22 protein-coding genes are annotated in these 21,581 nt (G+C 63.8%); 17 read left to right on the plus strand and 5 right to left on the minus strand.

Going from position 1 to position 21,581, the window contains the following annotated elements; genetic code table 11:
• Positions 1-14 precede the first annotated feature (14 nt).
• Positions 15-2,219, minus strand: coding sequence for a TonB-dependent receptor (locus PQ457_RS20905; protein ID WP_273619729.1), 2,205 nt, complete (start codon positions 2,217-2,219; stop codon positions 15-17).
• 318 nt (positions 2,220-2,537) lie between these two features.
• Between PQ457_RS20905 and PQ457_RS20910 the strand changes: the two genes are divergently transcribed.
• The 4 genes from PQ457_RS20910 (at position 2,538) to PQ457_RS20925 (ending at position 6,334) form a co-directional block, all read left to right on the plus strand.
• Complete coding sequence (locus tag PQ457_RS20910; protein WP_273619730.1) at positions 2,538-3,002, plus strand: MarR family winged helix-turn-helix transcriptional regulator; 465 nt, start codon at positions 2,538-2,540, stop codon at positions 3,000-3,002.
• A gap of 74 nt (positions 3,003-3,076) precedes the next feature.
• Entirely contained in the window at positions 3,077-5,380 is a 2,304-nt protein-coding gene (locus PQ457_RS20915; protein ID WP_273620420.1) for a bifunctional salicylyl-CoA 5-hydroxylase/oxidoreductase, read from the plus strand.
• Between the two features lie 12 nt (positions 5,381-5,392).
• Positions 5,393-5,797: an acyl-CoA thioesterase gene (locus PQ457_RS20920; protein WP_273619731.1), complete on the plus strand. Its 405-nt coding sequence runs from the start codon at positions 5,393-5,395 to the stop codon at positions 5,795-5,797.
• A 39-nt stretch (positions 5,798-5,836) separates the two neighbouring features.
• Positions 5,837-6,334 carry a MarR family winged helix-turn-helix transcriptional regulator gene (locus PQ457_RS20925; protein ID WP_273619732.1) on the plus strand — a complete coding sequence of 166 codons (498 nt, stop codon included), beginning with the start codon at positions 5,837-5,839 and terminating at the stop codon, positions 6,332-6,334.
• Positions 6,335-6,383: 49 nt separating this feature from the next.
• Here PQ457_RS20925 and PQ457_RS20930 read toward each other — a convergent pair whose 3' ends face one another.
• Positions 6,384-7,295: a fumarylacetoacetate hydrolase family protein gene (locus PQ457_RS20930; protein WP_273619733.1), complete on the minus strand. Its 912-nt coding sequence runs from the start codon at positions 7,293-7,295 to the stop codon at positions 6,384-6,386.
• Between the two features lie 30 nt (positions 7,296-7,325).
• Positions 7,326-8,450, minus strand: coding sequence for a cupin domain-containing protein (locus PQ457_RS20935; RefSeq protein ID WP_273619734.1), 1,125 nt, complete (start codon positions 8,448-8,450; stop codon positions 7,326-7,328).
• Between the two features lie 139 nt (positions 8,451-8,589).
• Here PQ457_RS20935 and PQ457_RS20940 point away from each other — a divergent pair, with 139 nt between their 5' ends.
• Together PQ457_RS20940 and PQ457_RS20945 are read left to right on the plus strand one after the other, a co-directional pair.
• Positions 8,590-9,531 (plus strand): carbon-nitrogen hydrolase family protein, encoded by a 942-nt coding sequence (locus PQ457_RS20940; protein WP_273619735.1) that lies wholly within the window; start codon positions 8,590-8,592, stop codon positions 9,529-9,531.
• On the plus strand, positions 9,531-10,145 hold the full coding sequence (locus PQ457_RS20945; RefSeq protein ID WP_273619736.1) for a flavin reductase family protein: 615 nt from the start codon (positions 9,531-9,533) through the stop codon (positions 10,143-10,145). Before PQ457_RS20940 ends, PQ457_RS20945 begins: the two co-directional genes overlap by 1 nt.
• A gap of 56 nt (positions 10,146-10,201) precedes the next feature.
• On the opposite strand, the gene PQ457_RS20950 is transcribed toward PQ457_RS20945, so the two are convergent.
• Both PQ457_RS20950 and PQ457_RS20955 read right to left on the minus strand, forming a co-directional pair.
• The gene (locus tag PQ457_RS20950) at positions 10,202-11,173 is read right to left on the minus strand and encodes an alpha/beta fold hydrolase (protein ID WP_273619737.1); all 972 of its coding nucleotides are present in this window, start codon (positions 11,171-11,173) and stop codon (positions 10,202-10,204) included.
• A gap of 150 nt (positions 11,174-11,323) precedes the next feature.
• Positions 11,324-12,022: a pirin family protein gene (locus tag PQ457_RS20955; protein WP_273619738.1), complete on the minus strand. Its 699-nt coding sequence runs from the start codon at positions 12,020-12,022 to the stop codon at positions 11,324-11,326.
• 130 nt (positions 12,023-12,152) lie between these two features.
• On the opposite strand from PQ457_RS20955, the gene PQ457_RS20960 reads away from it, so the two are divergent.
• From PQ457_RS20960 to PQ457_RS21010, 11 genes are all read left to right on the plus strand, one after another.
• Positions 12,153-13,076 (plus strand): LysR family transcriptional regulator, encoded by a 924-nt coding sequence (locus PQ457_RS20960; protein ID WP_273619739.1) that lies wholly within the window; start codon positions 12,153-12,155, stop codon positions 13,074-13,076.
• 103 nt (positions 13,077-13,179) lie between these two features.
• Positions 13,180-13,722, plus strand: a complete 543-nt coding sequence (locus PQ457_RS20965; RefSeq protein ID WP_273619740.1) for a helix-turn-helix domain-containing protein — start codon at positions 13,180-13,182, stop codon at positions 13,720-13,722.
• Between the two features lie 20 nt (positions 13,723-13,742).
• Positions 13,743-14,321 carry a M17 family peptidase N-terminal domain-containing protein gene (locus tag PQ457_RS20970; RefSeq protein ID WP_273619741.1) on the plus strand — a complete coding sequence of 193 codons (579 nt, stop codon included), beginning with the start codon at positions 13,743-13,745 and terminating at the stop codon, positions 14,319-14,321.
• 54 nt (positions 14,322-14,375) lie between these two features.
• The gene (locus PQ457_RS20975; protein WP_273619742.1) at positions 14,376-15,041 is read left to right on the plus strand and encodes a response regulator transcription factor; all 666 of its coding nucleotides are present in this window, start codon (positions 14,376-14,378) and stop codon (positions 15,039-15,041) included.
• Positions 15,042-15,275: 234 nt separating this feature from the next.
• Positions 15,276-15,935: a hydrolase gene (locus PQ457_RS20980; RefSeq protein WP_273619743.1), complete on the plus strand. Its 660-nt coding sequence runs from the start codon at positions 15,276-15,278 to the stop codon at positions 15,933-15,935.
• 96 nt (positions 15,936-16,031) lie between these two features.
• Positions 16,032-16,283 carry a XapX domain-containing protein gene (locus PQ457_RS20985; protein ID WP_273619744.1) on the plus strand — a complete coding sequence of 84 codons (252 nt, stop codon included), beginning with the start codon at positions 16,032-16,034 and terminating at the stop codon, positions 16,281-16,283.
• Between the two features lie 42 nt (positions 16,284-16,325).
• Positions 16,326-18,173, plus strand: a complete 1,848-nt coding sequence (locus PQ457_RS20990; RefSeq protein ID WP_273619745.1) for an amidohydrolase — start codon at positions 16,326-16,328, stop codon at positions 18,171-18,173.
• Between the two features lie 34 nt (positions 18,174-18,207).
• The gene (locus PQ457_RS20995) at positions 18,208-19,083 is read left to right on the plus strand and encodes a VOC family protein (protein WP_273619746.1); all 876 of its coding nucleotides are present in this window, start codon (positions 18,208-18,210) and stop codon (positions 19,081-19,083) included.
• Between the two features lie 3 nt (positions 19,084-19,086).
• A complete protein-coding gene (locus PQ457_RS21000; protein ID WP_273619747.1) occupies positions 19,087-19,530 on the plus strand; it encodes a DoxX family protein in 444 nt (147 codons plus the stop codon).
• Complete coding sequence (locus tag PQ457_RS21005; RefSeq protein ID WP_420541022.1) at positions 19,511-20,887, plus strand: alginate export family protein; 1,377 nt, start codon at positions 19,511-19,513, stop codon at positions 20,885-20,887. The genes PQ457_RS21000 and PQ457_RS21005 overlap by 20 nt, the downstream gene beginning before the upstream one ends.
• A gap of 15 nt (positions 20,888-20,902) precedes the next feature.
• Positions 20,903-21,574: a YoaK family protein gene (locus PQ457_RS21010; RefSeq protein ID WP_273620421.1), complete on the plus strand. Its 672-nt coding sequence runs from the start codon at positions 20,903-20,905 to the stop codon at positions 21,572-21,574.
• Positions 21,575-21,581: the final 7 nt, after the last annotated feature.

Consider the following 21,581-nt stretch of genomic DNA (forward strand, 5'->3'; position numbering starts at 1 on the left):
TGGGCATTACTCTTTTAGAACTTCACCGAACCCGACAGGGTGATCGTGCGCGGGCGGCTGACATAATAGCCCAGCGGGTAGACACCCGGCACGATTTCGTTGAAATTGATGACGGTCTGGTTGTTTGACAGGTTGGTGGCGTTCAGATTGACCGCCCATGCATCCTTGCTGATCCCGGCGCGCAGGCCAATCAGCCAGTAGCCATTGAGATGCTGCCAATTGTCAATCGTGGAGTTGAACTTGGTGTCCATCGGCCCCTGATAGGTGGCATCCGCGCCGATCGTGCCCATCAGCCCACTCGACCCCACAGGCGCCGAATAGCTGATCCCCGTGGCGCCCGACCATGTGGGCACATAGGGAATATGATCGCCCTTGCGCCCGGTCGCGGCCACCGGATTGTCGCGGTCCAGCTTGGCGTTGCTGTAGTTCAGGCTGCCCGTCAGGCGCAGGCCCGGCAACGGGCGGGCGTCGATCTCGGCCTCAAAGCCGGTCACGCTCGCCTTGCCGCCATTGCCGGTATAGCCAAAGGAAACCGTGCCGTTCGTGGCTTGCTGCGAGACCTGAATGTTTGACCAGTCGATGTAATAGACCGCCCCGTTCAGATAGAGCTTGCGGTCGAGCAGCGTGTTTTTGAGGCCAAATTCATAGGACCACAGCTGATCCGAACCATAGCCGTCGGGGACGACCACATTGGCCAGCGCGGCGGCCGTCTGGTCATTGGTGCCGCCCGAGCGATAGCCCTGCGCGACCTGAACATAGGCATTGGTGTGGCTGCTGACCTTGTAGGCAAGGTTGAAACGGCCGATCACGCCCTGATCCTTGGTTTTCAGCACAGGCCCTGCGCCCGCGCCCGCACCGCCGCCCGCTGCAACAAACGCCACCGATTGCTGCTCCAGCTTGAAATCGAACCAGCGCGCGCCGGCGGTAAACGTCAGATCGGGCAGGATCTTGTAGCTGAGTTCACCGAAAATCGCGCGTTCGCGGATCTGGGTATTCACGGCGCGGTCGAGCAGCAGCGCGGCATTGGCCGGAATATTGCCGCTGGTATCGGCCTTGGGCCATGACGAGCGGTAATAGCGGTCCTCGTTCTGCATGAAGGCGCCGACCAGCATCTGCACCGGCCCCTTGAAATCCGAGGCGAAGCGCAGCTCGGCGCTGTCCACCTTGCGGTGCTTGTTCTGGACCAGAGCGCTGCGGCCGGTGGTGTCATAGGGCAGACCAAAGAACGCCTGCGCCGCCAGCGAGGCGTCGCGCACAAAACCGGTGTCGCGCACAAAGCGCGAGCCGGTGGCCGTCACGGTGCCAAAGGGGCGCTTGTAATTGGCGGTGACGTTATAGATCTCGCTCTTGTCATCATAGGGCGAGCGCACCACGTCGGCCTGATAGTCGGCGGGCAGCGCCGCGCCGCCGAAATCCCGGCTGTTATAGTAATTCTTCGCATCCTGATGCACCTTTTGATACATCATCATCGTGTCGATGGTCAGATCATCGGTGGCCTTAAGGCGGGTGGAGAGGCGAGCGGCCTTGCTCTTTTCCGCGTTCGCGCCCTTTTCGAAACGGTTGCTGATCCAACCCGGCAGATCGGCATAGAAACCCGAAGCGCGCACCGCGAAACGGCCCGGAATGACCGGAATGTTCACCGCGCCATCGGTCTGCATGCCCAGATCCGCCCCCTTGGTGGTGCGGATGCCGCCCTGCACATAGCCGGTCACCTTGTCCAGATCGGGCTTGGCGGTGATATAGCGCATCGTGCCCGCCATCGAACTGGCGCCAAAGGTGGTGCCTTGGGGGCCTTTCAGCACTTCAACGCGGTCGATGTCGAACAGCTTGATGTCGGGGGCCTGACCGCCGCCATCCTGCGAATTTTCGCCGGTGATGACCACTTCGTCCAGATAAAGCCCGACCGTGCCCGCGCCGCTGGCATTGATGCCGCGCACGACATAGCGCTTGTCGCCCGGACCTTCGTCCTGAACCGACAGGCCCGGCACGGTGCGATAGAAATCGGCAAAATCAATCGCGCCCTTGGCCTGAAGATCCGCCCCGCCGATCGCCTGAACGGCAATCGGGGTGGCCTGAATGGTCGAAGCCGTGCGCTTGGTCGCGGTCACGACGATGCCGTCGCTCGCCTGCGGCGCCTGCTCGGCGTGGGCAGGCAAAGCAAAAATCATAAGACCGCTTGTGGCGGCCAGACGAAAGCCGATCTGCTTGGAGTAGCGCATGTTATTCCCTGCCTTGATTAAGTGGAGGACTCTTGCCGCCTGCGAGCCTCCGGCTGTTGATCCGCCGGATAGCCACGGAAATGTCATAGAAGCAGTCGCTGCGCTCAATGCATAATATTGTTCACTTTCGTTGCCCTGTGCGCAACATATGCCAAGGAGATGGGCGATCTTCTGACAGGGAAATGCTCGCCCGGTTCAATACGCGAAGTGCGCAAAGCGAGCGGCATGCCGTCGCTCTTGATGTGCCGATGATTGGCATTAAAGCCCGCCAGAGGGACAGTGACCGTCCCGCATGGCCGCTGATGAAGGAAAACGCAGATGAGCGAGGATTTACGCAGGCATGGCGATCCCGGATCGGAGGAATTCCGGGTCGAGGCCTATCCCTTTTATCTGCTGAACCGCGCGGCGAGCCGCTACAATGTGGTTATCGAATCGCAATTGCGCGCCATTGGCATCGACATCCCCACCTGGCGCGTGCTGATGATCCTGGGCCAGCATGAGCCGCTGCCCATCGCGCAGGTGGCCAAATCGGCGGTCATCAACATTTCGACCATGATGCGCATCGTCGAACGCATGGCCAAGGCGGAATTGATCACCACCCAGCCGAGCGAAACCGACGGCCGCGTGACCGAACTGCTGCTCAGCGATCTGGGGCGCGAGAAGCTGGCGGCCGCGCGCGAGGCAACCTCGCCGGTCTATCACAAGATCATTCGCGGGATCAGCGCGGACGAGTTTGCCCAATTGCTCGATCTGCTGGGGCGTTTGCACGACAATCTGGAGTAAGCGCGGGGGTCAGCCGAATCAACTTGCACATGCAACCATTATGCTTTAAGCCTAAAGCAAATTGGAGGTGCATGATGCGTGTTGCCTGTCTGGGCGGCGGTCCCGCCGGTCTTTATTTTGCCATTTCAATGAAACTGCGCGATGCGGCCCACGAGATCGACGTTTTCGAACGCAACCGTGCGGGCGACACTTTCGGCTGGGGCGTGGTCTTTTCCGACCAGACGGTCGAGAACCTGACCGCCAATGATCCGCTCAGCGCGGCCATCATCGCCGACAATTTCGCCCATTGGGATGATATCACCGTGGCGATGGGCGATCGCTCGATCACCTCATCGGGCCATGGCTTTATCGGCATCGGGCGCAAACGCCTGCTCCAGATCCTGACCGCGCGGGCCTTGGAACTGGGCGTCCGGGTGCATTTCGAAAGCGAATTTTCCGCCGATTTGGCCGCCTATGGCGATTATGACCTGATCGTGGCGGCCGACGGCATCAACAGCGCGATCCGCACGGCAAACGAGGACAAGTTCGGCGTCGATATTCAAACCCGCCGCAACAGGTTCTGCTGGCTGGGCACGACGCGCCTGTTCGACGCCTTTGCCTTTCTGTTCGAAAAGACCGAGCATGGCTGGGTCTGGGCCCATGCCTATCGCTTTGACGCCACCCATTCGACCTTCATCGTCGAATGCTCGCCCGAAACATGGGAGGGGCTGGGTCTGGACAGGATGGAGCAGGCCGAAAGCATCGCCTTTTGCGAAAAGCTTTTTGCGCGCCACTTAAATGGCCATCCCCTCATCACCAATGCGGGCCATTTGCGCGGCTCTGCGGCATGGATCAATTTCCGCCGCATCCTGTGCGAGAAATGGTCTTTCGACAATGTCGTGCTGCTGGGCGATGCGGCGCATACCGCGCATTTCTCGATCGGTTCGGGCACGAAACTGGCGCTGGAAGACGCGATCAAGCTCGCGCAGGTGCTCAGCCGTCCCGGCATGGCCGATCCGGCCAATCTGCGCGAGGCTCTGGCCGAATATGAGGCCGAGCGCCATGTCGAGGTGCTCAAAATCCAGAACAGCGCGCGCAATTCGACCGACTGGTTTGAAACGCTCGACCGCTATCTCGATTTCGACCTGCCGCAATTCGCCTATTCGCTGATGACCCGTTCGCAGCGCGTGGCGCATGAAAACCTGCGCCTGCGCGACAAGGCATGGCTGGAAAGCCTCGAACGCTGGTTCTGGGCGGGGAACGAAGGACGCGAGTACCCGGTCCAGCCGATGTTCACGCCCTTTGCGCTGCGCGATCTGACGCTGGTCAATCGCGTGGTGGTGCCCCCGATGCTGACCTACAGCGCCGAGCCGGATGGCCATGCAACCATGTTTCACGAGGTGCATTACGGCGCCCGCGCGCTGGGCGGGGCCGGGCTGGTGATCACCGAAATGCTGGCCGTTTCGCCCGAGGGGCGCGCCACCTCGGCCTGCCCCGGCCTGTGGGAGGACGGCCAGATCGACCGCTGGCGCGCGATCAACGCCTTTGCCCATCAGCACACCGCGACCAAGACCTGCGCCCAACTGGGCCATGCGGGCGCGCGGGCCTCGTGCCGTCCGGGGCATGAAGGCTATGATGTGCCGCTCGCCGATCCTTGGCCGATCCTCTCGGCCAGCGCGCAAGCCTGGCGCGAAGGGGGCCTGAGGCCCGCCGCGCTGAGCGAGGCGGATATGGAGCGCATCCTTGCCGACTTCACCGCCGCCGCGCGCCGCGCCGACGTCGCCGGTTTCGACATGATCGAGCTTCAGGCGGGCCATGGCTTCCTGCTCTCCAGCTTCATCACCCCGGTGATGAACCATCGCACGGACGCCTATGGCGGTTCGCTGGAAAGCCGCCTGCGCTTTCCGCTGCGCGTGGCCGCCGCCGTCCGCGCGGCTTGGCCCGCAGGCAAGCCGATGGCGGTGCGCATCTCGGCCAACGACTGGGTGGGCGCGGCGGGCGTGACCCCTGCCGAGGCTGTGGCCATTGCCGAAGCCTTCAAGGCCGTGGGCGTGGATATCATCGACGTGTCGGCGGGCGAGACCGCGCCGCGCGCCCGCCCCACCTACGGCCGCATGTTCCAGACCCCCTTTGCCGACCAGATCCGCAACGAAGCGCACATGCCCACCATGGCCGTGGGCAACATCACCCAGCCCGATCAGATCAACTCGATCCTGATGGCGGGCCGCGCCGATCTGGTGGCGGTGGGGCGGCCCCATCTGGTCGATCCGTCATGGACGCTGCGCGCGGCGGCGCAGGCGGGCGAGGAAGGGCAATTCGTCCCCGCCCCCTATGCCCTTGGCCAGACGCAGGCGCAGCAACTGGCCGGGCAGGTCCGCAACACAGCCGTGCGCGCATAAGGGAGAACAGGAATGGCCTTCAACCTCACCCTGCCGGTGCGTTTTGCTGATGTCGATCCGGCCGGAATCGTGTTCTATCCGCGCTATTTCGAAATGCTCAACGCGCTGGTTGAGGACTGGTTCGCCACTTTGGGCTTTCCCTTCAAGCTGATCCACATGGAAGGCAAGATGGGCGTGCCCACCGTCCGGCTGGAAGTGGATTTCATGGCGCCCAGCGAGCTTGGCGAGAGCCTCGATCTGGCGCTGGAGGTGACGAAGCTGGGCAAGAGCAGTTGCCAACTGGCCGTGACCTTTGCCTGCGAGGGGCAGATGCGGTTAAAGGCGCTGGTCGTACTGGTCTGCATGGATCTGGGCGCGCGGGCCGCCATGCCCTGGCCCGAAACCTTGCGCGAAGGGATGCAGGCCCATTGCGCCTGAACAGGCTTGCCGCGCAGCCTCATGCCACCTAAACGCGCCATGACGGCTCGCCCCACCGGGCGGGCCGTTTGCCATGATGAGGGTGCGATGGAAAGCGAAGCGGAAAGGCGGCTGGAGCTGCGGGTGTGGATCCGCCTGCTCGATTGCGCCAAGCTGGTGGAAAAACAGCTGCGCCGCAATTTTCAGGAACAGTTCGACACCACCCTGCCCCGGTTCGATGTGCTGGCGGCGCTGGATCGCGCGCCCGACGGGTTGACCATGGGCGAAATTTCGCGCGCGCTGCTGGTGTCGAACGGCAATGTCACGTCCATCGTGCGGCAATTGAGCGAACAGGGCCTGATCGATTCCCGCCCCGATCCCAATGACCGGCGCGCCGCCATCGTCAGCATGACCGATGCGGGCCGCGCCTATTTCAAAACGCTGGCCGATGCGCACAGCCGGTGGGTGCATGAGGCGCTGTCCTGCTTTCCCGCCGATCATCAGGCGCATCTGCTCGCCCTGCTCGATCAGCTCAAGAGCTCGATCCGCGCGCAATAAAAAAGGGGCCGTTTGCACGGCCCCCCAGTCGGGAGAGGAAATCTTTGCCTTAGCCGGCCACGACCGGATGGCGCAGCGTGCCGATGCCTTCGACCGTGGCCACGATCACATCGCCCGGCCAGACCCATTCCTGCGGGTCCATCCCTGCGCCAACCCCGGCGGGCGTGCCGGTGGCGATGATGTCGCCCGGCTCCAGCGTGATGCCCTGCGAAATGTCGGCCACCAGTTCATCGACCTTGAAAAGCATATAGGCGGTATTGCTGCGCTGCTTTTCCACGCCATTGACGGTCAGCCACAGGTCAAGCGTCTGGGGATCGGGGATTTCATCGGCGGTGACAACGCAGGGGCCCATGGGCGCAAACGTGTCCTGACCCTTGGAGTAAATCCACTGGCCCGCACGGCGGCAATCGCGTGCGCTCATGTCGATGCAGACCGTATAGCCGAAAACGTAATTGAGCGCATCCTCGCGCGAGACGCCCTTGGCGCGGGTGCCGATGATCGCGGCCAGTTCGACTTCCCAATCGAGCTGTTGGGTGATCGCGGCATTATGGACGATGGCGTCATCCGGGCCGATCACGGACGTCGGCGGCTTGGAGAAGATCACCGGCTGACGCGGCAGTTCGGGCGAAGTATCGAGCGACTTGGCGCTTTCAGCAACATGTTCGGTGTAGTTCAGGCCGATGCCGAAGATGTTCTTGCGCGGGCGCGGGATCGGGGCCAGCAGTTTCACATTGGCCACCGGCAGCGCGGTGCCGATGGGGAAGATGCCCTCGGCCTCGTCGATCAGCTTCGACGTGATCGCCACGGCCTGCGGGCCAAGGTCGATGAATTCCAGCATGGTCGAGGGCAGCGGCACGCCGCATTCCTCGCCGAACAGTTCCAGATCGAGGACCAGATCCCCGACCAGAGCGCCAAGGCGCGCTTCGGCCTCGACGTGAGAACGATAGGTAACAAGACGCATGGGGGATTCCTCAGGCTAAGTGTCAGGAATTCAGGCGAGAACGGGCTGGTAGCCGTGGTTTTCGCCAAAGGCTTCTTCGCGATAGATGCCCAAAGAGCGCATCACCGGCAGATCGTTGAAGGTGAACAGGCAGGCGTCATCCGTGTCGGACAGGTTGACATGCTCATGCCAGCACCAGCTGGGCACGACGAAAATGTCGCGTTCCTGCCAGTCGAAACGCTGGCCGTTGATGATCGAATAGCCGCGCCCCTTGGCGCATTGATAGACGAAGCTGCCGGTGTGGCGGTGGGCCTTGGTGTGCTGACCCGCGCGCAGCATCTGCATCGAGGCGCCGATCGTGGGCATCACCGGCCCGCCCGTATGCGGGTTCACATATTCCATCAAAAGCCCGTCATAGGGCGAACCTTCCGACACCGCCGCATAGCGCAGCAGCGCCTCATAGGTCGGGGCCCATTCATATTTCAGCAGCGGCGAATAGGGCTTTGTCCATGCCACCCCGGCCGGGCGCAGCGCCGACCCCGCCCACATGCCCAGCGAGTCATTGACCGGGAAGGAGATCGCCTGTTGCAGATCCGGATGAACCTCATAGAAATTCGCGTCCAGCGCGTTCATCAGCGGAATGTCGAGGCCATCCTGCCAGATGCAGATGGTACCATCCTCCGACACGCCATGCTCATGCCATGTCCCGTTGGGGGTCAGCACAAAATCATTGGCGCCCAGCGTCATCTTGTGTCCATCGACATTGGTGAAGGCGCCCGATCCCTCCATGATGAAGCGCAGCGCCGAGGCCGAATGGCGGTGGCTGGACGCGCATTCGCCCGGCCCCATCACCTGAAGCCCCGAATAGAGCCAGCCCACGGCCGCCACCACATCGGCCCGCCCCGGATTTTCCAGATAGACCACACGCCGCCCCGCCTGTTCGGGCGTCACAAGGTCAAGCGAGCGCAGCACATCCTCGCGCAGATCGCGATAGCGCCACAGATAGGGCACGGAGGTCGAGGCCGGTTCCCACGGTTCGATCTTGTTGGCCACCGTCCACAGCGCGCCCGTACCAAGCGATTGCAATCGCTGATAATAGGCGACAAGCTCGGGCGTATCGGCAACATTGGCGCGACCGATGATCTCTTCGCGATACTGGTCATATGTGCTGGCCATGGGCGGGCTCCTGAAGGACGTTGGGCGACGTGATAGTATAGGTTTAAAATATCTTGGAGAAACTGTCAAATGCAAGTAAATTGCCTCTCAGCCTCTCTCCGGCAATCCCATCCTACCCATGCAAAAGCTGAGGAAAATCATGATCCAAGCCTTCACCGCCGCTGTCGTTCAGGCCGCCTCCCTGCCCACCGACTCGATGGGCGCCGCCGCCAAGGCCGCAGGGCTGATTGCGCAGGCCAGTGCGAAAGGCGCGAAGATCATCGTGTTTCCCGAAGCGTTCCTGGGCGGCTATCCCAAGGGCGCGTCCTTCGGCACGCCGGTCGGCATGCGCAAACCCCAGGGGCGTGAGGATTTCCGCGCCTATCATGAGGCCGCCATCGACCTGAACGGCCCCGAAGTCGCCGCGATTGCCGAAGCCACAGCCGCCACCGGCACCTTTGTCGTGATGGGCGTGATCGAACGCGACGGGGCCACGGTCTATTGCACCGCGCTGTTCTTCGATGGCGAAAAGGGGTTGATTTCCAAGCATCGCAAGCTGATGCCCACCGGGGCGGAACGGCTGATCTGGGGCTTTGGCGATGGATCGACCATGCCGGTGATCGACACGCCGCTGGGCCGGATCGGGGCGGTGATCTGCTGGGAAAATTATATGCCGATGCTGCGCATGGCGATGTATGACCAAGGCATCACGCTCTATTGCGCCCCCACCGCCGATGATCGTGACGGCTGGGCCAGCACGATGCGCCATGTCGCGCTGGAGGGACGCTGCTTCGTGCTGTCGGCGTGCCAGCATATCACGCGCGGGGCCTATCCGGCCGATTATGACTGCGCGCTGGGCGATGATCCGGCAACGGTGCTGATGCGCGGCGGGTCGATGATCGTCGATCCGCTGGGCAATGTGCTGGCCGGGCCGGACTATTCGGGCGAGACGATCCTCTATGCGCAGATTGACCCGGCCGAGGTGATCCGCGGCAAATATGATTTCGACGTGGCGGGCCATTATGCCCGGCCCGATGTTTTTCAACTGTCGGTCGATGTCGCCCCCAAATGGCCCGTCGTCCGCATCGGAGGCGACATCTGATGGAATTCGATTTTTCGCAACTGGCGGGGCCGGATCGTTACAAACTGATGGCGGCCTCGATCACCCCGCGGCCCATCGCCTGGATCACGTCTCAATCGGCACAGGGCGTGCGCAATGCCGCGCCCTACAGCTTTTTCGCGATGATGGGGGCCGAGCCGCCGCTCCTCGCCATCGGGCTGATGCGCCGCCCGGACGGCACCTATAAGGACAGCGCGGCCAATATTCTGGAAACCGGCGAATTTGTCGTCAACCTTGTGGCCGAACATGATGCGCAGGCCATGAACCTGACCTGCATCGACGCGCCGCCGGGCGAGGATGAAATCGCGCTGGCGGGCCTTGAAACGGCGCCCTCCACCGCCATCGCTCCGCCCCGCATCGCCACCGCGCCCGTCAGCATGGAATGCCGCATGTATAACAGCATGGACGCGGGCCAATCAACCATCGTGCTGGGCGAGGTCTTGCGGTTCCATATTCAGGACCGCTTTATCGACACGCAGAAACTGCATGTCGATACGCTGGCCATGGGCCTGATCGCGCGCATGCATGGCGCGGGCTGGTACACGCGCTGCACCGACCTGCTGCAAATGACGCGACCCAGTTGGGCAGACCGGTAAAAACGCGAAAGGGCGGCGGCATGGACCCCATGCCGCCGCCCCGATCATGTGCGCCATCAACCCTTGATAAAAGCCAGAATATCGCGGTTCAGCACATCGGCATGGGTGGTCAACATGCCATGGGGATAACCGGGATAGATCTTGAGCGTGTTGTTGCGGATCAGTTTCGCCTGCAAATGGGCCGAGGCGGCCACCGGCACGATCTGATCGTCATCACCATGCTGGATCAGCACGGGCACGTTGATCGCTTTCAGATCCTCGGTCTGGTCGGTTTCGGAAAAGGCCTTGATGCTGTCATACTGGGCCTTGGCGCCGCCCATCATGCCCTGACGCCACCAGTTCTGGCGGATCGCCTCATTCACGCTCTGGCCCGGACGGTTGAAGCCGTAGAAAGGCACCGGCACATTCCAGAAGAAGTCGGCCCGGTTTTCCGCCAGCGCCTTGCGGAAGCCGTCAAACACCGAAAGCGGCAAACCGCCCGGATAGGCCGCGGTCTTCAGCATGATCGGCGGCACCGCGCCCACCAGCACCGCCTTGGCCACGCGCCCTTCGCCATAGCGGGCCACATAGGCCGCCACCACGCCGCCGCCGGTCGAATGACCGATATGCACCGCATCATGCAGGTCAAGATGGCGCACCAGCACGGCCGTGTCGCTGGCATAAGTGTCCATGTCATTGCCGTTCATGGTCTGGCTGGAACGGCCATGGCCGCGCCGGTCAAAGGCGATGACGCGAAAGCCCTGTTCAAGGAAGAACATCATCTGGGCATCCCAATCGTCGGCCGTCAGCGGCCAACCGTGATGGAAGACGATGGGCTGGCCGGTGCCCCAATCCTTGTAATAGAGCCGTGCGCCATCGGGGGTGGTGACATAGCCGTCACCGACGCGCGCCGTGTTGGCCGAATTGGCCGCCTTTTTCGGCGCTGCGGCCAGCGTGGGGGTCTGGCTGACCAGCGCGGCGGTGCCGGCCATGGCGCCGACGGTGGTGAGCAGATGACGGCGGGAAAGATCCTGAGCAGCTTGGGTCATGATACACCTCGGGGGAAGGAAGAGTGAGAGGGAATGGCGGGGAAAATGGCAGGCAGGGCTCGCGCTCGCTTGGCGATCCGCGCGGGATTTTGGACAATTCAGCGATATTCAGGCCGTTGGGGCGGGGCCGAAACCCCGCCCTTTGCGGCATCAGGCAGCATCGACAAGAACGATCTCGCTGTCCTCGATGGCCGTGACGCGCAGCACTTCGACATCGCTGATCGCCACGCCGTCGCGGGCATTGACGCGGATGTCATCAATCTGCACCGCGCCGGTGGCGGGCACCAGATAGGCCTTGCGGGTCGCGCCCAGCCGATATTCCGCGCTTTCGCCCGCCTTGAGCGTGGCGCCCACCACGCGGGCATTGGTGCGGATGGGCAGAGCGTCGGCATCCTCGGCATAGCCGCTGGCCAGCGTCACGAAATGACCCGAACGTTCGCCCTTGGGGAAAGGCTTGGCGCCCCATTGCGGCGCGTCGCCCTGATGGGTGGGGATGATCCAGATCTGGAAGATCTTCGTGGTGATGTCCTCCAGATTGTATTCCGAATGGCGGATGCCGGTGCCCGCGCTCATTACCTGGACGTCGCCGGCCTCGGTGCGGCCCTTGTTGCCCAGATTGTCCTGATGGGTGATCGCGCCTTCGCGGACATAAGTGATGATTTCCATGTCGCGGTGCGGGTGGGGCGGGAAACCGGTGCCCGGAGCGATCGTGTCATCATTCCACACGCGCAGATTGCCCCAGTGGACGCGGGCCGGATCGTGATATTCGGCAAAGGAAAAATGATGGTGCGCATCCAGCCAGCCATGGTTGGCCGCGCCAAGGGTTTCAAAGGGGCGATGTTCGATCATGGGTTATCTCCTGTGGGGCGTTTCGGGGAAGCGCCCTTGCTGAAAACCGATTTAGCCCTTGCGGCCCGTTCTGATCAGAGGGATAAAATGATCGATAACGTTCGAGAAAATTGAAAAGCGAGATTCGCGCATGAACAATCCGGGCACCCCCACCTTCGACCAGTTGCGCATTTTCCTGACCATCGTCGACACCGGCAGCTTTGCCGCCGCCGCGCGCAAGCTCAACCGCGCGGTCTCGGTCATATCCTATGGCATCGCCAATCTGGAGGCCCAGCTCGGCCTGACCCTGTTCGACCGCGAGGGCACGCGCAAACCCACGCTGACCGTGGCGGGCCGCGCGCTGCTCTCCGAGGCGCGCGGGGTGGCGCAGGGGATCGATGCCCTGCGTGCCAAGGTCAAAGGGCTGCTCGACGGGCTGGAGGCCGAGGTCGATCTGGCGGTGGACGTGATGCTGCCCACGCATCGGCTGGGGCGCATCCTGCGGGCCTTTCGCGCGCAATTTCCCACTGTGCAATTGCGCCTGCATGTCGAGGCGCTGGGCGCGATCACGGCCATGGTGCTGGACGGCAAGGCGGTGATCGGCCTGTCCGGCCCGCTGTTTGCCGGGGTCGAGGGGCTGGAAAGCGTCAATGCCGGATCGGTGCTGATGGTGCCGGTGGCCGCGCCCGACCATCCGCTGGCCCAGATGGACCCGATTCCCTCCGGCGCAGGGCGCGATCATATCCAGCTCGTGCTGACCGACCGTTCGCGCTTTACCGAGGGGCAGGATTTCTCGGTGATGTCCCCGCGCACATGGCGTCTGGCCGACCTCGGCGCCAAACATGCGCTGCTGCGCGAAGGGATCGGGTGGGGCAACATGCCCCTGCCGATGATCGAGGATGATCTGACCACCGGCACGCTGGCCCGGCTGTTCATGCCCGACCATCCGGGCGGCACCTATCGCTTTGCCGGGATCTGGCGACGCGACACGCCCCCCGGCCCGGCGGCGGCATGGCTGATCGAACAATTTGTAAACACGGCCGAAAACGGAGCCGAAGATTTGCCCGATATCTGAGGCAAGCCTCTTTTGGGGGGAATTGCCTCCCCCGGATCGGGCTTGGCGCGCGGGCGCCCTGTGCCATGTTCGGCATCGACAGCAAGCACAGGATCCGGCGAAAATGACCCCGACATTGGCCCGAACACCGCCCCTTGCCGAAATCGCCCGCATTCCCGAACTGATCGAGGGGGCGCAGCGGTTTCTGGACGAAGACGTGCATATGGCCCGCCATTATCTGGAGCGGATTTCGGCGCTTTTCGCGCCTGCCCCTTCCGGCCCGATCTATCTGGCCGAAAGGCCCGCCCCGCCCCCGGCCCCGGTCAAGGGCGGGCTGGCCGCATGGCAGATGCAAAAGGTGCTGGCCTATGTCGAAAGCCATCTGGACAAGACGCTTTCGACCGAGGAGCTGGCCGGGGTGACACGGCTGTCCACCGGCCATTTCTGCCGCGCCTTCAAGGCCAGCATGGGCGAAACGCCCCATGGTTTCATCATGCGCCAGCGCATCCGCCGCGCCCAGATCCTGATGGTGCAGAGCCGCGAGACGCTCTCGCAGATCGCGATTGCCTGCGGCCTGACCGATCAGGCCCATCTGACCCGCCTGTTTCGCCGCACCACCGGCACCACGCCGATGCAATGGCGCCGCCATTGGCAGGGCGAGATCTGAAATCCGGCCGGAGAGGTTCGATGCCCCCGATACCACCGCGTCCGCTGGGCCAATACCGGCATGTGCGCTTTGTCGCGGCCCAGATCGCCATTGAAGCTCCGGTAGATCTGCTGATCGTGGGGATGCAGGAAAAGGACGGCGGGCGCAGCGGGGCCGAGCAGGTGGACCTCGCGCTGCATGGCACGCTGGGCCGGTTGCGGGCGGGCGGGATCTTTACCGGCATGGCGGGCGAGGAACTGACGCTCTGGGCGCCGCCCGCGCCGATCGGGGCGCGCTCGCTGATGCTGATCGGGCTGGGCGCGGGTCTGGCGGGCGATCCCTTGCGGATCGGGCGGCTGACCTGCCAGGCGATGCGCAGCGCGCATTGCACCCACGCGCGCAAGGTGGCCTGTCTGCTGGGCTGGAACGGACTGGATATGCCCGAGGAAGGGATCGAGGAGATTGCCGCCGCGATGATGCGGGGGGCGCTTTTGGCGCTGGACGGGCTGGACACCCCGCCGCGCCCCGTCGAATGGATTTTCGACATTCGCAACGGTCAGGCCCAGCGCACCGCCGCCGCGCTGGAAAATGCCTTGGCAACATGGCATTCGGTGGAATGACGCGCAGCCTGCGCCATTGTTTGCCACCGATCCACCAAGGTTAACGGCCCGACCATGCCATTCCATGCCCCCGACGGGCTTTACGCCCCGCGCGCCGCGCGTCCGCCGATCTCGGTGATGCTGGTGGATGATCACCTGCTGCTGCGCGAAGGGGTGCGGGCGGTGATCGGCACCCAGCCCGACATCACCATCGCGGGCGAGGCCGAGGATGGCGCGCAGGCCATCGCACTTTACCCAAGGCTGCGCCCCGATGTGGTGCTGATGGATCTTCAAATGCCCGACATGTCGGGGGTTGAGGCGATAGAGGCGATTCGCCGCGGCGATCCGGGCGCGCGCATCATCGTGCTGACCACATTTTCGGGCGACGGGCGCGCGATCAAGGCCCTGCGCGCCGGCGCCATGGGCTATCTGCTCAAGGCCAGCCTGCGCAAGGAGCTGCTCGATGCGATCCGCTCGGTGTTCAACGGCGGCAAGCATCTGGACGCGCAGGTGGCGACCGCCATTGCGCTGCATGTGCTGGACGATGATCTGACCGAGCGCGAACTGGCGGTGCTGACACTGGCGGCGGCGGGCAATTCGAACAAGCAGATCGCCGCGCGCATCGGCCTGTCGGAGGAAACCGTCAAAGGCCATATGAAACAGGCCTTTGCCAAGCTGGGCGCGGCCGACCGCACCCATGCGGTGACCATTGCGGCCAAGCGGGGCCTGATCGAAATTTGAAGTCCCACCGCGCGGTGTCATCCAGCGGCCAATCATGTCAAACCTGTGCAAGACGCGAACCGGTGCGGACACCTAGTCTGCGCCGCGTTCGGTTCTGGCCGCTTTTATGGGCGGCGGATCGTTCATTCGAAAAAATCGAACAAACTGTCCGATCTTATCTCACTTACCTGAAGTCACCAACCGGCATAACTTGCCCTCACAGCAACGATGCTGGCCCAACAAAGGATCCCCCCGATGACCATCACCGCCACCGCCACCCCCGGCAAGTCCTTGATTTCGCCCAAGGATCACACGCTGGTCCTGATCGATTTCCAGTCGCAGATGGCCTTTGCCACCAAGTCGATCGCCACCGAAGTGCTGCGCAGCAATGCCGCGCTGGTCGCCAATGCCGCCGCCTCGTTTGGCGTCTCCACCATCCTGACCACGGTGGCCGAAAAGAGCTTTTCCGGCCCGATGTTCAACGAAATCACCGATGCCTTCCCCGGCCAGCCCCTGCTCGACCGCACCAGCATGAACACCTGGGAAGATGCCGCCGTGATCGAGGAAGTGAACCGCATCGGCAAGGAGCGCATTATCTTTGCAGGGCTGTGGACCAGCGTCTGCATCGTCGGCCCGGTGGCCTCGGCCATCGATCAGGGCTTTGACGTTTACTTCATCGCCGATGCCTGCGGCGACATTTCGGCCGAGGCCCATGAACGCGCCGTCCAGCGCATGATCCAGCTGGGCGCCAAGCCGATGACCTCGCTGCAGTACATGCTTGAGCTTCAGCGCGATTGGGCGCGGGCCGAAACCTATGACAGCACCACCGGCATCGCCCGCCAGTGGGGCGGCGCTTACGGCCTGGGCATCACCTATGCCAAGACGATGTTCGGCGCGTCCGAAGGCGGACACTAAGCCGACCGGGACCGGCCTGCGGCGCACTCCGCCCAATCCCCCCCAAGACGCAGGCCGGTCCCGACTTTTCCCTCTTGGGCTCAGGAGTTCTCCTTCATGAAACTCTATCTCCTCTCGGTGGGCGCCGGATTGCTGGTGGGCGTGATCTACAGCCTGCTGGGCGTGCGTTCGCCCGCGCCGCCGATCATCGCGCTGGTGGGCCTGCTGGGCATTCTGGCCGGTGAACAGATCGTGCCGATTGCCCGCCGCGCGATTCAGGGTCAGGATGTCGCCTGCTATATCCGCGGCAATTGCGCCGATCATGTTCTGGGCCAATTGCCCGGAAGTCCCGATAAAAACCAGTCCTGACCAAAACTGACCCCCTTCCCCCCCAACCGGAGCCTTCCCCCCATGGCCGACCTGATCATCACCAACGCCAAGGTTTCCACCCTTGACCGCGAAAACCCGGATGCCGAAGCCATCGCCATCCGCGACGGCAAATTCCTGGCCGTGGGCAGCGAAAAGGATGTGCGCGCCGCCGTCCTGCCCGATGCGCAGGTGATCGATGCGGGCCGCCGCCGCGTGATCCCCGGCCTGATCGACAGCCATATGCACATCATCCGGGGCGGGCTGAATTTCAACATGGAGCTGCGTTGGGACGGCGTGCCCTCGCTCTCGGAAGCGATGGCCATGCTGAAAGCGCAGGTTGACCGCACCCCCGCCCCGCAATGGGTGCGCGTGGTGGGCGGTTTCACCGAGCACCAGTTTGCCGAAAAGCGCCTGCCCACGCTGGCCGAGCTCAATGCCGTGGCGCCCGATACGCCGGTGTTCATCCTGCACCTTTATGATCGCGCGCTGCTCAATGCCGCCGCGCTGCGGGTGGTGGGCTATACCAAGGACACGCCCAACCCTCCGGGCGGCGAGATCGTGCGTGACAGCATGGGCAACCCCACCGGGCTTCTTTTGGCCCAGCCCAATGCGACGATCCTCTATTCGACGCTGGCCAAGGGGCCGAAGCTGCCGCAGGAGTACCAGCTCAACTCCACCCGCCATTTCATGCGTGATGTCAATGCCTTGGGCGTAACGGGCGTGATCGACGCGGGCGGCGGGTCGCAGAATTATCCCGACGATTACGAAATCATCGAAAAGCTGCATCAGGACGACCAACTGACCGTCCGCATCAGCTACAACCTCTTCACGCAAAAGCCTAAAGAGGAACTGGCCGACTTCTCCGGCTGGGTAAAGCAGGTGACGCCGGGCCAGGGCGATGACACCTATCGCCACAATGGCGCGGGCGAGATGCTGGTCTATTCCGCCGCCGATTTCGAGGATTTCCGCGCCCCCCGCCCCGACATGCCCCCCAGCATGGAAGGCGACCTTGAACCCGTCATCCGCCTGCTGGCCGAACACCGCTGGCCATGGCGCCTGCACGCCACCTATGACCAGACGATCAGCCGCGCGCTGGACGTCTATGAAAAGGTGAACCGCGACATTCCGCTCACCGGCATCAACTGGTTCTTCGACCATGCCGAAACCATCAGCGACCGCAACATCGACCGCATCGCGGCGCTGGGCGGCGGCATCGCGGTCCAGCATCGCATGGCGTTTCAGGGCGAATATTTCGTCGAACGCTATGGCGCCAAGGCCGCCGAGCGCACGCCCCCGATCAACAAGATGATCGCGGCAGGCATCCCGGTGGGCGCCGGCACCGACGCCACCCGCGTCGCCAGCTATAACCCATGGGTCTCGCTGTCATGGCTGGTCACGGGGCGCACGTTGGGCGGGATGCGGCTTTATCCTTCGGCCAACCGGGTGTCCCGCGAAAAGGCGCTGGCCATGTGGACCCATGAAAACACATGGTTTTCCAATGAAGTGGGCAAGAAGGGCCAGATCAAGGCAGGCCAATTGGCCGATCTTGCCATCCTGTCCGACGATTATTTCACCGTGCCCGAACATGAGATCGTCCATATCCGCTCTGTCCTGACCCTGCTGGGCGGCAAGGTGGTCCATGGCGAGGGCAAGTACGAACCGCTGGCCCCCGAATTGCCCCGTGCGATGCCCGACTGGTCGCCGGTCGCCACCTTTGGCGGCTATCACAAGACCCGCGAGGCCCGCGCGAAACTGGCCTCGGCCTGCGCTTGCCATTCCTCCTGCGCGGTCCATGGCCATGACCATGCCGCCGCCCTTGGCGCCAGCGTTCCGGCCGGTGATCCCCAAAGCTTCTGGGGCGCGCTGGGCTGCGGCTGCTGGGCCGTCTGATCCTCTTCCCCCTTTTTCAATGGAGTCCCCCGCCATGAAATCTCTTGCTTTTACCATCGCTCTCGTTCTGGCCGCCCCCGCCGCCGCCAAGCCTGTCGCCACCCCTGATGTCGGCGTTGCCCCGCAATATGACACCACCCATGTCTATGTGCCCGAAGGTGATTTCGACCGCTTCGTCGCCAGCTTCTCCGCCACTTTCGGCGGCACCACCAGCAAGCAGGGCACCTTTCAGGTCACACCCACGCCGTCGCTGACCAAATCGCAACTGGTGCTCACCCCTGCGGGCACGGTGTCGGTGTTCGGGTTCAAAACGCCGATCCCCTATCCCTTTGGCGATGAGCGCACCGGCTATCTGGTGACGGATATGGACAAGGCCGTGGTGGCCGCGCGCAAACATGGCGCGATCCGCCGGTTGAACGACTTTCCCGATCCCATCGGCCGCGACGTCGTCATCCAATGGCCGGGCGGGGTCAACATGCAGCTCTATTGGCACACCGCCACGCCGCATTACGCGCCGCTGGCCACCGTGCCGGAAAACCGCATCTATCTGACGGCTGACGCGGCCGATGCTTTCCTCAAAAGCTGGGGCGGCTATGCCCATGCCAAAGTCACCGCCGACAACCGCAAGGCCCCCGGCACCGAAGTTGGCCAGACCGGCAAGACCATCCGCCGCGTTTCGCTGACCAGCAATTATGGCAAGATGGTGGTGTTCGTCTCGGACGGCCAATTGCCCTGGCCCTATGGCCGCGACATGACCGGCTATCAGGTTTCTGATCTGGCCGCCACGCTCGACAAGGCCAAGGCCAATGGGGCCGAGGTTCTGGTCGCCCCCTATAGCATCGGCACCCGCCAGACCGCGATTGTCCGCTTCCCCGGCGGCTATATCGCCGAAGTGCATCAGGGCGCATAAGCCATGGATACGCGCCGTGATCCCGTCCTGATCGACGCCATTCTGGAATGGCCCGTCACATGGACCATCGCCCGCCTCGCGCTGGTCGGCCCCTATCTGCTGGGCGGGGTGGTCAAGCTGACCGACCTGCCCGCCGCTGCGGCAGAGCAGGCGCATTTCGGGCTGAACCCGCCCGCGCTCTGGGCCGCGATCACGATTGCGGTCGAACTGATCGGGCCGGTGCTGGTGCTCTCGGGGCGGCTGGTCTGGCTGGGCGCGGGCATGCTTGGGGTGTTCACCCTGCTGGCAGCCTGCGTGGCCAATGCCTTCTGGGCGATGCCCGCCGGACAGGACCGCTTCATGGCCACCAATGCCTTTTTCGAACATATCGGCCTGATCGGCGGCTTTGTGCTGGTCGCGCTGGTGTCGGAACGGGCGCAGCGCCGTGATGGAACGGGCCGTGCGTAAACTTGCCCTCCTCGCGCTGCCGGGCGCCTTGTTGGCCGCAGGCCACGCCTCGGCCCAACCGGCGCGCGAGGCATGGCAGGCCCCCACCCTTTCGATCACCCGCTATGACGAGGACTGGTCCGATCTGGCCGATGCGGAAAAGCGCGCCCATCATTGGACCGGCCCATTCAAATATATCCCGATCGCGGATGATGTCTGGCTCTCGACCGGCACCGAACTGAGGCTGCGCAGCGAGAGCCTGAGCGGCAACCAATGGGGCACGGCGCCCGACCAGACCTATCTGTGGGCGCGCGCCCTGCCCTATGCCGACCTGCATGCGGGCCGTTTCCGCGCCTTTGTGCAACCCATGGCCACATTCGCCACCGGCGTCGAACCTGCGGCCAGCCCCACCGACCAGAGCCGCCTCGACCTGCTCCAAGGCTTTGCCGAGGCCGATCTTGGCCCCGTCACCCTGCGCGGCGGGCGGCAGATGATCTCGCTGGGCACAGAGCGGCTGGTCGGCACACGCTATGGCCCCAACACGCCGCTGGCCTTTGACGGGGCGCGGGCGGTGGTGCGCATCGGCGCGGCCTCGGTCAGCCTGCTGGCGCTGCATCCGGTGCAGGCGGGCCTGCGCGATTTCGATGATCACACTTCGGCCGCCAAGGGCCTGTGGGGCGCCTATGCGGTGCTGCCCGGCTGGGATGTCTATTATCTGGCCTATCGCAACCGCAATGCCCGTTTCGGCGGCATCACGGGCCGTGAAATGCGCCATTCCATCGGTTTGCGCAGCCATGGCACGCGCGGCCAATTGCACTGGAACGTCGAGGGCGTGGCCCAATTCGGCCATTTCGAGGGCCAGAACAGCGGGGTCCAGACCATCGGCGCATGGACGCTGGGCACCGAGGTCGGCCTTGCCCTGCCCCATGCGATGGATGCCACCATGCGCGTCAACATCATCAGCGGCGACGGCAAGGCCGGGGACGGCCATCTGGGCACGTTCAACGCGCTGTTTCCCAAGGGCAAATATTTCGGCGAACTGTCCCCTGTCGGCCCGGCCAACATCGTCAACCTCAACCCGCGTTTCAGCGCGCAGGTCGCCCCCAAGGTCTCGGCCAGTCTGGCCGCCATGGTCTTCTGGCGCTATTCGCGCGGCGATGGCGTCTATGACATTCCGGGCAATCTGATCCGGGCCGCAGGCGCCGGCCATTCGCGCTTCATCGGCGGCGGCGGCGAGGCGACCGTGGCATGGCAGGCCACCCCCGAACTGGAATTGTCCTCCTCTTTTTCGGTGTTTGCCCCCGGCGCCTTCCTGCGCGAAACGGGATCGACGCGCACCACCACCATGCTGGGCCTTCAGGCCAATTTCCGCTTCTAAGGAACCCCCGCCATGATGCGATCCTCCTCTTCTCCGCTGCCCGGCCTGCTCCTGGTGCTTTCGGCCACGACGGGCCTTGTCGATGCCGTCTCGGTGCTTGGTCTGGGCAAGGTGTTTACCGCCAATATGACCGGCAATGTCGTCTTTCTGGGCTTTGCAGCTGTTGGCACGCCCGGTTTTGCCGTCAAACCCTATCTGGTGGCGCTGCTGACCTTTCTGATCGGCGCGCTGGTGGCCGGGCGGATCGGCCAGTCTCTGGGCAAGCGTCCCTTGCGCCAATGGTTGCTGGCCGCCGCCGGGATCGAGGGCGGACTGCTGGGGCTGGCGGCGATCTGCGCGCTGGCATCGGCCCCCTGGATCGACGCGATCATCGCGCTCACCGCGCTGGCCATGGGCTTTCGCAATGCCACGATCCGGATGCTCAAAGTGCCCGATCTGACCACCACCGTGCTCACCCTGACGCTGACCGGAATTGCCGCCGATTCCCCGCTGGCGGGGGGCACCGGCCCCAATCTGCCCCGCCGCATCGCCGCTGTGGCCAGCATCTTTGCGGGCGCTGCGGCCGGCGCGCTGATGGTCACGCACTGGGGGCTTGCCTTGCCTCTTGCGCTGGCTGCAGGCATGGTGGTGCTGGGCACGATGCTCTGCGTGGCCCACCCCGCCGCAGCCCTTGTTCACAATCCCTGACAATCCC

Source organism: Novosphingobium humi (genome assembly GCF_028607105.1).
Taxonomy (GTDB): domain Bacteria; phylum Pseudomonadota; class Alphaproteobacteria; order Sphingomonadales; family Sphingomonadaceae; genus Novosphingobium; species Novosphingobium humi.